Annotated in this window: 13 protein-coding genes; 10 read left to right on the top strand and 3 right to left on the bottom strand. The window is 59.9% G+C overall.

The features are described from left to right. Nucleotides 1-158: 158 nt before the first annotated feature. Genes MWU53_RS00920 through arsC form a run of 3 tightly spaced genes read left to right on the top strand, consistent with a single transcriptional unit; the run spans nucleotide 159 to nucleotide 1,896 of the window. Nucleotides 159-497, top strand: coding sequence for a DUF952 domain-containing protein (locus MWU53_RS00920; protein WP_247089403.1), 339 nt, complete (start codon nucleotides 159-161; stop codon nucleotides 495-497). Then, a complete protein-coding gene (locus MWU53_RS00915; RefSeq protein WP_247089401.1) occupies nucleotides 494-1,558 on the top strand; it encodes a quinone-dependent dihydroorotate dehydrogenase in 1,065 nt (354 codons plus the stop codon). The genes MWU53_RS00920 and MWU53_RS00915 overlap by 4 nt, the downstream gene beginning before the upstream one ends. Next, complete coding sequence (arsC, locus tag MWU53_RS00910; RefSeq protein WP_247089398.1) at nucleotides 1,555-1,896, top strand: arsenate reductase (glutaredoxin); 342 nt, start codon at nucleotides 1,555-1,557, stop codon at nucleotides 1,894-1,896. Before MWU53_RS00915 ends, arsC begins: the two co-directional genes overlap by 4 nt. A gap of 4 nt (nucleotides 1,897-1,900) precedes the next feature. Here arsC and MWU53_RS00905 read toward each other — a convergent pair whose 3' ends face one another. Genes MWU53_RS00905 through MWU53_RS00895 form a run of 3 tightly spaced genes read right to left on the bottom strand, consistent with a single transcriptional unit; the run spans nucleotide 1,901 to nucleotide 4,223 of the window. Beyond that, the gene (locus MWU53_RS00905) at nucleotides 1,901-3,211 is read right to left on the bottom strand and encodes an MATE family efflux transporter (RefSeq protein WP_247089396.1); all 1,311 of its coding nucleotides are present in this window, start codon (nucleotides 3,209-3,211) and stop codon (nucleotides 1,901-1,903) included. Then, nucleotides 3,208-3,723, bottom strand: a complete 516-nt coding sequence (locus MWU53_RS00900; protein ID WP_133486017.1) for a PaaI family thioesterase — start codon at nucleotides 3,721-3,723, stop codon at nucleotides 3,208-3,210. Before MWU53_RS00900 ends, MWU53_RS00905 begins: the two co-directional genes overlap by 4 nt. Beyond that, complete coding sequence (locus tag MWU53_RS00895; RefSeq protein ID WP_247089394.1) at nucleotides 3,720-4,223, bottom strand: PaaI family thioesterase; 504 nt, start codon at nucleotides 4,221-4,223, stop codon at nucleotides 3,720-3,722. The genes MWU53_RS00900 and MWU53_RS00895 overlap by 4 nt, the downstream gene beginning before the upstream one ends. A gap of 103 nt (nucleotides 4,224-4,326) precedes the next feature. Between MWU53_RS00895 and MWU53_RS00890 the strand changes: the two genes are divergently transcribed. From MWU53_RS00890 to MWU53_RS00860, 7 genes are all read left to right on the top strand, one after another. Then, nucleotides 4,327-5,451: a putative manganese transporter gene (locus MWU53_RS00890; protein ID WP_247089392.1), complete on the top strand. Its 1,125-nt coding sequence runs from the start codon at nucleotides 4,327-4,329 to the stop codon at nucleotides 5,449-5,451. A gap of 129 nt (nucleotides 5,452-5,580) precedes the next feature. Continuing rightward, entirely contained in the window at nucleotides 5,581-5,949 is a 369-nt protein-coding gene (locus MWU53_RS00885; RefSeq protein ID WP_247089390.1) for a MerR family DNA-binding transcriptional regulator, read from the top strand. 266 nt (nucleotides 5,950-6,215) lie between these two features. Continuing rightward, a complete protein-coding gene (locus MWU53_RS00880) occupies nucleotides 6,216-6,605 on the top strand; it encodes a MerR family DNA-binding transcriptional regulator (RefSeq protein WP_247089388.1) in 390 nt (129 codons plus the stop codon). A gap of 18 nt (nucleotides 6,606-6,623) precedes the next feature. Continuing rightward, nucleotides 6,624-8,399, top strand: coding sequence for an acyl-CoA dehydrogenase C-terminal domain-containing protein (locus tag MWU53_RS00875; RefSeq protein WP_247089371.1), 1,776 nt, complete (start codon nucleotides 6,624-6,626; stop codon nucleotides 8,397-8,399). A gap of 90 nt (nucleotides 8,400-8,489) precedes the next feature. Then, nucleotides 8,490-9,125 carry a glutathione S-transferase family protein gene (locus MWU53_RS00870; RefSeq protein ID WP_247089369.1) on the top strand — a complete coding sequence of 212 codons (636 nt, stop codon included), beginning with the start codon at nucleotides 8,490-8,492 and terminating at the stop codon, nucleotides 9,123-9,125. A gap of 17 nt (nucleotides 9,126-9,142) precedes the next feature. Continuing rightward, nucleotides 9,143-10,348, top strand: a complete 1,206-nt coding sequence (locus tag MWU53_RS00865; protein ID WP_247089367.1) for an acetyl-CoA C-acetyltransferase — start codon at nucleotides 9,143-9,145, stop codon at nucleotides 10,346-10,348. A 12-nt stretch (nucleotides 10,349-10,360) separates the two neighbouring features. Beyond that, nucleotides 10,361-12,565, top strand: coding sequence for a 3-hydroxyacyl-CoA dehydrogenase NAD-binding domain-containing protein (locus MWU53_RS00860; RefSeq protein ID WP_247089365.1), 2,205 nt, complete (start codon nucleotides 10,361-10,363; stop codon nucleotides 12,563-12,565). Nucleotides 12,566-12,572 lie beyond the last annotated feature (7 nt).

Raw genomic sequence — 12,572 nt, 5'->3', positions numbered from 1 at the left:
TTTGACGTAAGCGTGGCGTGAGTCGGGCCAGCTTGTCAAAACTCTCGTGTTTAGGTGGCAAGCTGACGTAACAAGAAGATGACGTGATCGCCCACTGCGTACACGGCAAAATGCCAACACCGCTTGACGCATTGACGCCAAAGCGGCACATGAGAGCCATGCAGATTTACAAGATACTTCGCGCTGCCGAGTGGCAAGCCTTCAGGATGGCCGGAAAGACCACCGGCGCACCGGTTGATGTGCAGGATGGATTCATCCATTTCTCGACCGCCGCACAGGTACGCGAAACGGCCGCCAAGCATTTCACTGATGAAGACGGGCTGGTTCTGGTCGCGTTCGAGGCCGATGCGATGGGCGCATTGCTGAAATGGGAACCCTCGCGCGGGGGCGCCTTGTTCCCGCATCTTTACCGCGAATTGATGCTGTCCGAAGCCTTGTGGAGCCGCGATATCCAGCTTGGCCCCGACGGCCACGAATTCCCCGAGGATCTGGCATGAACGTGATCGAGAAACTTGCGCTGAAAGCGCTGCACAAAGTCGACCCCGAACGCTCGCACACGCTGGCGTTGATGGCGATGAAGGCGGGCGTGGTGCCGATGCCGGGGATTGTGACCTCGGACCGGCTGAAGACCACCTTTTGCGGGATGGAGATGACCAACCCGGTTGGTCTGGCCGCAGGCTATGACAAGAACGCCACCGTGGTTGACGCGCTGACCCAAGCGGGCTTTGGTTTTGTCGAAGTGGGTGCTGTGACCCCGCGCCCGCAACCGGGCAACCCCAAGCCGCGCCTGTTTCGCCTGACGGAAGATCAGGCCGTCATCAACCGCTTCGGCTTCAACAACGAAGGGATGGAGGCCGCAGCAGCCCGCCTGACCCGCCGCTCGCGCCAGCGTCCGGTGCCGGTTGGGCTGAACCTTGGCGCCAACAAAGACAGTGATGATCGTGCGGCCGACTATGTGAAGGTCTTTAACTGCTGCGGGCCGTACGTCGATTTCGTTACGGTCAACGTCAGCTCGCCCAACACCGAAAAGCTGCGCGATCTGCAGGGTGCGGATGCGCTGCGCGGGCTGTTGCAGGGAGTGGTGGATGCACGCAAAGATCACGACAAATACACCCCAATTTTCCTGAAAATCGCACCTGATCTGACGGATGAGGAGCTGGCCGAAGTGGCCGGCGTCGCGCAGGAAGTGAAGGTGGACGCGGTGATTGCCACAAACACCACCTTGTCGCGCGAAGGTTTGAAAAGTGTTCATAAAGACGAGGCAGGAGGCCTTTCTGGCCCGCCTTTGTTCGAAAAATCCACACGTGTCTTGGCGCGTCTGTCGCAATTGACGGGTGGGCAAATGCCGTTGATCGGTGTCGGAGGCATCGCCTCGGCCGAGGATGCGTATCAGAAGATCCTTGCGGGCGCGTCGGTGGTGCAGCTCTATTCCTCGCTGGCTTACAAGGGCATCAGCCTGGTGGAAGAGATCGCGCTTGGGATTGATGAACGGTTGGAGCGTGACGGGTTTGCCTGCGTTGCCGATGCCGTCGGAACAGGACGCGAGGCGTGGCTATGACCGAGATCTGGCACAATCCTCGCTGCTCGAAATCGCGCCAGACACTGGCATTGGTGGAAGAGCGTGGCGAGGACGTCACCGTCCGCCGTTACTTGGACGACGCACCGAGTGAGGCGGAGCTACGGGCCGTCTTGGCCGCGCTGAACGCCACGCCGATCCAGATCATGCGCAAGGGCGAGAAAGTCTTTAAGGAATTGGGCCTGTCCGCCGACACGCCCGAGAATGACCTGATCGCAGCGATGCTGGCCAATCCGATCCTGATCGAACGCCCGATCGTCTTGAAAGACGGCAAGGCCCGGATCGGACGACCGCCGGAAAGCGTGCTGGACATCCTCTGACGCGCTACGCCGCGGACCGCTCCAATGCCGGATAGCGCAGCGCCAAACTCGCCCCGCGTGCCACGAAGGAAATCAACAGCGCCGCCCACAGCCCGTGATTTCCAAGTCCGGGCATCAGGGCATAGACGGCCGCGAAATAGACCGCCGCAGACAGGATCATCATGTTGCGCATGTCGGCTGTCCGCGTGGCCCCGATGAAAATCCCGTCCAGCATCCAGGCAGGCCAACCCAAAAGCGGGGCCAGCACCATATAGGGCAGAAAATCCCGCGCGACTTGGCGGACGTCCTGCGCGGTGGTCATGACGTCGATACCCCAGCCGCCAACCAGTAGAAAACCCAGCGCCAAGGTGCAGGAAATACCCGCGCCCCACAGGCTGCTCATCACGGACGCGCGCCTGACGGCAACGCGATTCCTTGCGCCCAATGCTTGGCCCACAAACGCCTCGGCCCCGAAGGCGAACCCGTCCATCGCGTAAGCTGTCACGTGCAGGAACTGCATCAGAACCTGATTGGCGGCAAGTTCGGTATCCGACAGGCCCGAGCCATAGAAGGTGAAGCTGGTGAAGATCGCCATGATGAAGAGCGAGCGCAGCAAAATGTCCGTGTTCACCACCGCCATATTCTTCAGCGTCGGCCCGTCCAGCACCCGCGCGCGGTCCCGCCATGCTGGATTGCGGAAGATGTCGCGGCACAGCCACAGGCCCAGCGCGGCGCCCGAGAACTCCGCCAAGAGGGTGGCAATGGCAACTCCCTCGACGCCCCAATCCAGCCCAAGCACGAACCACAGGTCCAGCCCGATATTCACACCGTTCATGACGACCTGCAGAACCAACACAGACCGCGCGCGCTCGAGCGCGATTAGCCAGCCGGTGAAAGCGTAAACCGAGATCGCAAAGGGTGCGCTCCAAATGCGGATGGCCAGATAGTCGCGGGCAAGCATCTCGACCTCGGCCGAGGCCGGGGCCACCTGAAAGGCCGCCCAGAACAGCGGGCCTTGCAGGGCGATTAGCGCCACACCTGCGGCGACCGCAATCAAAAGGGCGCGGGTCAGCATCGCGGCGACCTCGCCCTGACGTCCCGCCCCATGGGCCTGCGCGGTCAGGCCGGTTGTGCCCATCCGCAGGAAGCCGAAGACCCAGAAGAATGTGGACAGGATCACCGCGCCAATTCCGACTGCGCCGATGGGTACGGCATCGCCCAACTGGCCGATCACACCCGTATCCACCAGCCCAAGAATGGGCACGGTCACGTTGGACAGGACAATCGGCCCCGCCACCGCCAAAACGCGCCGATGGGTCAGCGCGGAACCGTTCACGAGCCGGGCATCAGGAAGTGGCCGGTCGCCTGTGCGTAAAGCTTCTCGCGCCGGTCCTGCCATGCTTCCACATGGACCGACGCATAGCGCCGCCCCTGCCGCACGACCCGCGCACGCGCATAGGCATCGCGCGGCAGACCCGAGCGCAGATAGTCGATCGAGAAATCAATCGTCTTGGGCAGATAGGGCATGTTGTCCGGGCCAAGCGTCGAGGGGTCCAACACGCCGCTTTCCATGTCCTCCCACAGGGTTGACCAACTTAGCTGGATCACCGCAGCCGTTTCCAGAAACGCAGCCGTCACGCCACCATGGATCGCAGGCAGCATCGGGTTGCCGATCAGCTTCTCGTCAAACGGCAAGATGGCAGTCAACTCGTCCCCGTGACGTTCGACACTAATGCCAAGGAACTGCACATAAGGCACGCCATCGACCAACCCAGACAGGGCCGCGTCACGGCGTTGCTTCACAACCTCGACCGGCTCGGGGCGTTTGTGGTTCGGGGGCAAGCTCATGCGGCACCTCCTTCGCTGACATCATCGGTGATGTCATTGGAAATCTCGGTCGAGCGACGTTTGGGGTCGCCATCGGCGGTAAACGCGCCGGAGGCAGTTGCAACAGGACGATCCTCGTCTTCGTCCAATGCCACCGCACGCACAAACGCAACCGAACGCGTAACGTGATAGCAGGTCGCCTTGGCGGTGATCCTCTGACCCGGTGTTGCGGGGCGCATATAATCGATGCGCAGATCAATCGTCGCCGTAATCGCGGGGGCTTTGGGGTGGCTCATCACAGCCGAACCGCAGCACGTGTCCAAGAGCGCCGACACCGCGCCCCCATGAATCACCCCAGTACGCGGATCCCCGATGAGTTTTTCGTCATAGGGCATGGACATGATCGCTTCACCGTCTTCCAGCTTTTCCAGCACCATCCCCAGCGCCTTGCAATGCGGAATCGCTTCGGTGAACTTCCGCGCGAGTTCGGCCTTCTGTTCGGCCGTCATGCCTTTCATCATTGGCAATATCCTTATGCTTTCACGTCTTTTATTGGCCCTTGCAATTCACGCGTCCAGCCCCTAGTTTCGCAATTAAGAATTATTCTCAATTAAAAGTGCCGATATGACCGACGCCACAACCATCGCCACACCCTTCGGTGTACGACGCCCCAAACGCCTACTGGTGTTGGCCATCATGCTTGCACTCGCCATAGCGCCTGGCCAACTGGGCGAGCTGACCCGCGGACTGATGACCGACGCCTATGTGCAGGTCTCGGTTTTTGTTGCCGCAACGTTACTTCTGTTCTACGGGGCCGAGCGACTGTTCAAGTTCGATATCGGCGAGGTTCTGTCGAACGCCAAAGGCGCACAGGTGCCTCTGGCCGCAATGCTGGGGGCCACCCCTGGCTGCGGCGGTGCTGTCGTTGTGGTCGCGGCGTATAGTTCGGGCCATGTAGGGTTCGGCGCAGTGGTCGCCACACTGACCGCGACCATGGGGGATGCGGCCTTCCTTCTGTTGGCCACCCGTCCAGACGCCGCCGCCGTCGTACTGCCATTGTCCTTTGCCATCGGCATCCTGTCAGGCTGGATCGTGGACCGTTTCCACACGGTGGAATATCGCGCCTCGACTCTGGCCAGCTGCGAACTTGCCCCGCTGATCGGCAGAACCCGCCCTCAGGACGTGGCCTATCTGCTGCTTGCCATTCCCGGCCTTTACGTTGGTGCCCTGCAACTGGCACAGATCGAGGTCAGCCACATCTTCGGCCTGCCCATCCTGTGGATTGCACTTGTCGGCACTTTCCTTGGCCTAAGCATTTGGGCGACGTCAAAAGTGTCGGCCATGACGAATGCCAAGGACAGCCCCCTGACCCGCATGGCGGAAGAAACCAGCTTTATCTCGGTCTGGGTGATTGGGGCCTATCTGGCCTATGACTATGTGGCCGAGTTTGGCGGACTGGATCTGGAGCTTCTGTTCCAATCGATCGCACCGCTTCTTCCCCTGATGGGCGTTCTGATTGGCCTGATCCCTGGCTGTGGGCCGCAAGTTCTGGTTACGACGCTGTATCTGAACGGAATCATTCCGTTCGCAGCGCTGATGGGCAACGCTGTGTCGAACGACGGCGACGCCTTGTTCCCGGCAATCGCTTTGAACCCGAAAGCCGCGATTGTTGCGACGCTCTATTCAACGATCCCTGCGGTGATCATCGCCTATGCGTTCTATATTCTTGCGCCGGGCTTTATGAACTGATGCCAGTTGGGGCCGTACATCGGCCCCAACCTCGACCACCAATTTCCTCGTCAACCGCGTGGTTCTACTGAATTGCACCAGCCAGTGCAGTCCTTTACGGTAGTCCGAAGTGAAACCGAGGGGAGCGCTATGTCCGACGACCGCCTGACATTCAAAGAAATGTGCGCAAAGTTCGATGTCACACCACGTACCCTGCGCTATTACGAGTATATCGAGCTTCTGACCCCTGAAAAGGAAGGCCGGTCGCGCTTTTATACGCCGCGCGAAGTTGCTCGGATGACACTGATTCTGCGCGGGCGCCGTTTCGGATTTTCCCTGGAAGAGCTGCGCCAGTGGCTTTTGATCTATGATGAAATGGGCACCGACGCGCAGAATCGCGCATGGGTCGAACTGGCGGACCGACAATTGTCGACGCTTCGTGCGCAATATGAAGAGCTGGCCGACAGCATATCCGACCTTCAGAAGCTACGTGACGATGTGGCCGACGGGCTAAGCTGACTTTCGATCCGCGATTCGGCGGCGCCGAACACGCATTCTTTGCCCTTGGGTCAGCCCCGACGCCAGAACCCCAAAAAAAACATCTGCCCCTAGGGAAACTGATTTTCATTTGAAAATCAGCCCTTTGCCATTCCCCAAAGAAATCAGGCTTTACGCCACGACAAGAAAAGACGCGACGTCACGTTACATTTACGTAAACGTCAACATATAATGTAGACGGAACTGGTCAGATCAGTGGCCAGTGTCGGAAATGTATGGAGTATCGAATGACCGACGATCTTATGACCATTCGCCAGATGTGCGATGCGTTCGACGTCACCGCGCGGACGCTGCGGTTTTACGAGGCTAAGGAACTGCTTTCCCCGATCCGGGAAGGCCAGAAGCGCCTGTTCACCAAACGTGACCGCGCGCGGCTGAAACTCATCCTGCGCGGCAAGCGCTTTGGCTTTGCACTGGAAGAGATCCGCCAACTTTTGGACCTCTATGACATGGGCGACCAGCAACAAACACAGCTGGTCCGCACTGTCGAAGTGGCCGAAGGACATCTTGAAGACCTCAAGCGTCAGCGCGAGGAACTGGATGAAGCCATCAATGATCTGACCGAACAACTGGAATGGGGCCAAGCGAAAATCGCCTCGTTCGACGAAAACAGCTGACCGGAAAGGACGCCTGACATGCCCAGCTATACTGCGCCCACCCAAGACATGGCCTTTCTTCTGCACAATGTGCTGAAGGCCGAACAATCGGACATTCCCGGATACGGGGACCTGGAACGTGACTTCACCAGCGCGGTTTTGGAAGAAGCCGGAAAACTTGCGGGCGAGGTGCTGGCCCCTTTGAACACCGTCGGCGATCAGGAAGGCTGCCGACTTGAGAACGGCATCGTCTACACCCCGACCGGGTTCAAGGACGCGTTCGAACAGGTGAAAGAAGGCGGATGGACCGGGCTGGATATGCCGGAAGAATTCGGCGGCCAGAATATGCCCGTCATTCTGGGTACTGCCGTGGGCGAGCTGTTTTCGTCCGCCAACCAGGCGTTCACCATGTATCAAGGTCTGACCCACGGCGCAGCCTCGGCCATTCTGGCGCACGGTACGGACGAACAGAAAGCGACCTATCTGCCCAAGATGGTCAGCTGCGAATGGACCGGCACCATGAACCTGACGGAGCCGCATTGCGGCACCGATCTGGGCCTGATGCGCACCAAAGCTGAACCGCAAGACGATGGCTCGTACAAAGTTTCGGGCCAGAAGATCTTCATCTCGGCCGGTGATCACGACATGTCGGACAACGTCATTCACCTTGTGTTGGCGAAAATCCCTGGCGGCCCCGAGGGCATCAAGGGCGTGTCGCTGTTCATCGTGCCAAAGTTCAACGTGAACGACGATGGCTCGGTTGGGTCGCGCAACGGCGTGTCGGTCGGCAATATCGAGAAGAAGATGGGCATCCACGGCAACTCGACCTGCGTCATGAACTACGACGAGGCAACGGGGTACCTGCTGGGCGATCTGCACAAAGGCATGCGCGCCATGTTCACCATGATGAACGAGGCCCGTCTGGGCGTGGCAATGCAAGGTCTGGCACAGGCGGAAGCCGCATATCAGAACGCCGTCATCTATGCCAAGGACCGACTGCAAGGCCGCGACGTGACCGGCGTGAAGAACCCCGATGGCCCCGCAGATCCGCTGATTGTACACCCAGACATTCGACGTTCACTGATGGATCAGAAAAGCTTCTGTGAAGGTGCGCGTGCATTCCTTCTTTGGGGGGCGCAACTGATTGACCAAGCACATCGCTCGGAAGACAAGGACGCGGATGGGCTGATCAGCTTGATGACCCCGGTTCTGAAAGGTTTCCTGACCGATCAGGGCTATGACATGACCGTTCTGGCGCAGCAGATTTATGGCGGCCACGGCTATATTGAAGAACACGGGATGAGCCAATTTACGCGCGATGCCCGGATCACTCAGATCTATGAAGGTGCCAATGGCGTTCAGGCGCTGGACCTTGTGGGCCGTAAGCTGGCTGCAGATGGTGGCAAGCCGATCATGGCGTTCTTCGAGATGATCAAGTCCTACTGCAAGGAACAGGGCGACGACGAGGCGATGAAAGACTTCATCGAACCGCTAAAGACCGCCTCCAAGCACCTTCAGACCTCGGCCATGTTCTTCATGCAAAACGGCATGAAAAACCCGAACCATGCGCTGGCTGGGTCGTATGACTTCATGCACCTTTTCGGCCATGTCTGCCTTGGCTTCATGTGGGCCCGTCAGGCACGCGCCGCATTGGACGCTCTGGAAACTGGAGAAGGCGACGCGACGTTCTATGAGACCAAGCTGACCACCGCGCGCTACTATATGGCACGCCGCCTGCCCGCCACGTCGATGCATCTTGCACGGATCGAAAGCGGCGCGGACACGGTGATGGCGCTGGAGGCAGATCAGTTCTGACCCTGGCCCGCTGACACTCTTCTGTGCGCCCCCTGCAGCATCATGCGCAGGGCGCACAGTTCACACCAACAAAGCGCCGGGGAGGCCGCCATGACCATCAAACTTTACTGCTTCGGAGAAAGCGGAAACGCCTATAAGGCCGCTTTGGCGCTGGAATTGTCCGGGCTGGAGTGGGAACCGGTCTTTGTCGACTTCTTCGGTGGCGAAACCCGCAGCCCAGAATACCGCGAGATCAACCCCATGGGTGAAGTTCCGGTGATGGTGGATGGCAATGTAACCTTGTCGCAATCCGGTGCCATTCAGGACTATGTGACGTCGAAATCCGGCAAGCTGGGGGGACGCAGCGCCGAAGAACGCCGCGAGATTCTGCGCTGGCAGTTCTGGGACAATCACAAGATGTCCTCGATGGCTGGCATGACCCGTTTCCTGATGAACTTCCTGCCCGAAGACAAACGCCCCGCCGAGGTGATTGCCTTCAACAAAGGCCGCCTGAAAGGTGCCTACAAAACGCTGGAGGCCGAACTGTCGACCCGCGACTGGCTGGTTGGCGACGGGATCACGATCGCTGACATCTCGTGCTGCGGCTACCTGTTTTATCCCGAACCCTTCGGCTTCGACCGCGCCGAATGGCCCGCAATAGACGCCTGGCTGACCCGGATTTCCGAAACGCCCGGCTGGAAACACCCCTATGACCTGATGCCCGGATCGCCCGCCGACCGCGCATGATTTCGAAAGGATCAATGATGAACGACGCCTATATTTATGACGCCGTGCGCACCCCGCGCGGCAAGGGCAAAAAAGACGGCACCCTGCACGAAGTGACCTCGGTGCGTCTGTCTTCTGTTGCGCTTAATGCTTTGAAAGAGCGCAACAATCTGGACGGCCATGCGGTCGAGGACGTGATCTGGGGCAACGTCACCCAGGTGGGTGAGCAAGGTGCCTGTCTGGCGCGCTCGGCCGTGCTGTACTCTGATCTGGACGAGCGCATCCCCGGTGTCTCGATCAACCGTTTCTGCGCCTCGGGGCTGGAAGCTGTGAACATGGCCGCCAACCAAGTGCGTGGTGGGGCGGGTGACGCCTATATCGCGGGTGGTGTGGAAAGCATGAGCCGCGTGCCGATGGGCATGGACGGGGGCGCGATTGCTGCCGACCCGCATCTGGCGATGAAGGCCTATTTCGTTCCGCAAGGTATTTCGGCAGACATCATTGCGACTGAATACGGTTTCAGCCGCGATGACTGCGACGCCTATGCGGTCGAAAGCCAGAAACGCGCCGCCGCCGCCCGTGCGGAAGGCCGTTTCAAGTCGATCATCCCCGTTATCGATCAGAACGGCCTGACCGTGATGGCCGAAGACGAGATGATCCGCGAAACCACCATGCAGACGCTGGGCGGCCTGAACCCCTCGTTCAAAGCGATGGGCGAGGCAATGCCGGGCTTTGATGCCGTGGCCTTGCTGAAATATCCGCATCTGGAAAAGATCAACCACGTCCACCACGCTGGTAACTCGTCCGGTATCGCGGATGGTTCGGCTGCGATCCTGATCGGCAACAAAGAGTTCGGCGAGCGTCACGGCCTGAAGCCCCGCGCGCGCATCAAAGCGACGTCGAAAGTCGGCACAGATCCGACCATTATGCTGACTGGCCCCGTTCCTGCCACCGAGCGTGTACTGCAAGCCGCCGGGATGAACTTCAGCGACATCGACCTGTTCGAAGTCAACGAAGCCTTCGCATCCGTCGTGCTGCGCTTCATCCAAGCCTTTGACGCCGACACCAACAAGGTGAACGTCAATGGCGGCGCGATTGCCATGGGTCACCCGCTGGGCGGTACCGGCGCGATGATCCTTGGCGCGTTGCTCGACGAAATGGAGCGCTCGGACAAGGAAACCGGTCTGGCCACGCTTTGCATCGGCTCGGGCATGGGCGCCGCCACCATTCTGGAACGCGTGTAAGGAGACGTAATCATGGCTGATTTTCACTATTCCGTGGACGCCGATGGCGTCGCTACCATCGCTTGGGATGTCCCCGGCAAAAGCATGAACGTGCTGTCTTATGCGGCGCTTGAAGAACTCAATGCGCATGTCGACACCGTTTTGTCCGATGACAATGTGAAGGGTGCGATCATCACCTCGGCGAAGAAAGACTTCGCGGGGGGAATGGACCTGAACGTGATCGCTCAGATGAAATCCGACGCGGGCGACAACCCGGCGAAAGGTCTGTTTGACGGCATTATGACGATGCACGGCGCGCTTCGTAAGATCGAGCGCGCGGGCATGGACCCCAAGACCAACAAAGGCGGCAAACCGATTGTCGCCGCCCTGCCCGGCATCGCGCTTGGCATCGGTCTGGAAATCCCACTGGCCTGTCACCACATCATCGCGGCGGACAACCCCAAGGCCAAGATCGGCCTGCCGGAAATCATGGTCGGCATCTTCCCCGGCGCAGGCGGCACCACCCGCCTTGTGCGCAAGATGGGCGCGATGGCGGCGGCTCCGTTCCTGCTGGAAGGCAAGACTGTGGCCCCGGCCAAAGCCAAGGCCACTGGCCTGATTGACGAGGTTGTTCCCGCGGATGAACTACAAGCCCGCGCGAAAGAATGGGTTCTGAACGCCACCGACGCGGACATCGTGAAACCGTGGGATGCCAAGGGCTATAAAATGCCCGGCGGTGCACCGTACCACCCGGCGGGTTTCCAGACCTTCGTGGGCGCGGCTGCGATGATCCATGGCAAGACCAATGGCGTTTATCCGGCGGCGAAAGCCTTGCTGGCGGCTGTCTATGAAGGCGCAATGGTGCCGTTCGACGACGCGCTGCGTGTGGAATGCCGCTGGTTCGTGAACGTGCTGATGAACCCGTCGTCCTCGGCTATGATCCGGTCGCTCTTCATCAACAAGCAAGCCTTGGAAAAAGGTGCGGTGCGTCCGAAAGACGTCGATGACCAGTCGGTCAAGAAGGTCGGCGTTCTGGGCGCAGGCATGATGGGCGCCGGCATCGCGCTGGTCTCCGCCATGGCTGGCATGGAAGTCGTTCTGATCGACCAGACGCAAGAGGCTGCCGATCGCGGCAAGGCGTACTCCGAGGGCTACTTGGACAAGGGCATCGCCCGCAAGAAAGCCACGCCCGAGAAGAAAGAGGCCGTTCTGTCAGCGATCACCGCGACGACCGATCTGGAAGCACTGAAGGGTGCTGACCTGATTATCGAAGCGGTCTTTGAAGACGTGGGCGTGAAGGCCGAGATGACCAAGAAGGTCGAGGCCGTGGTTGGCCCTGATTGCATCTATGCCACCAACACCTCGACCCTGCCGATCACCGAGCTGGCCAAGGCATCCAAACGCCCTGATCAGTTCATCGGCATCCACTTCTTCAGCCCTGTTGAACGCATGATGCTGGTCGAGATCATCAAGGGCAAAGAAACCGGTGGCCGTGCCGTGGCCAAAGCGCTCGACTATGTGCGCCAGATCCGCAAGACGCCGATCGTGGTGAACGACGCGCGCTTCTTCTACTGCAACCGCTGCATCATTCCTTACATCAACGAAGGGATGCGCATGGTTGGTGAGGGCGTGTCGCCCGCGCTGGTCGAAGGGGCCGCACGTCTGCTGGGCTTCCCTGTTGGACCGCTGCAACTGGTGGATGAGACCTCGATCGAGTTGGGTGTAAAAATCGCCAAGGCCACCAAAGCGGCGATGGGCGCGGATTATCCGGATGACGCCGTCGACGAAATCATTTTCTGGATGGCCGACGAAGGCCGCATGGGCCGCAAGTCGAACGCGGGCTTCTATGACTACGACGAGAAGGGCAAACGCACCGGTTTGTGGGAAGGACTTGGCGACAAGTTCCCGCTGGCAGATGATCAGCCCGACCTGACCGAGGTGAAGCATCGCCTGATGATGAGCCAGGTTCTGGAAGCCGTCCGTGCGTTGGAAGAAGGCGTGCTGGAAGACATCCGCGAAGGCGACGTCGGCGCGATCCTGGCATGGGGCTTTGCCCCGTGGTCGGGCGGTCCGTTCAGCTGGCTGGACATGATCGGCGCAGGCAATGCCGCCCGGATCTGCGATGACCTGACCGAGGCCCACGGTGCACGCTTCACCACGCCAGCCCTGCTGCGGGATCTGGCGGACAAAGGCCAGACCTTCTATGGCCGCTTCGACAGCGCCCAAGACGCAGCCTGATCCAGAC

It is taken from the genome of Aliiroseovarius sp. S1123 (assembly GCF_023015885.1).
Taxonomy (GTDB): Bacteria; Pseudomonadota; Alphaproteobacteria; order Rhodobacterales; family Rhodobacteraceae; genus Aliiroseovarius.
Note: the sequence above shows the minus strand (reverse complement) of the source record. Positions and strands in the feature narration are given on the sequence as shown.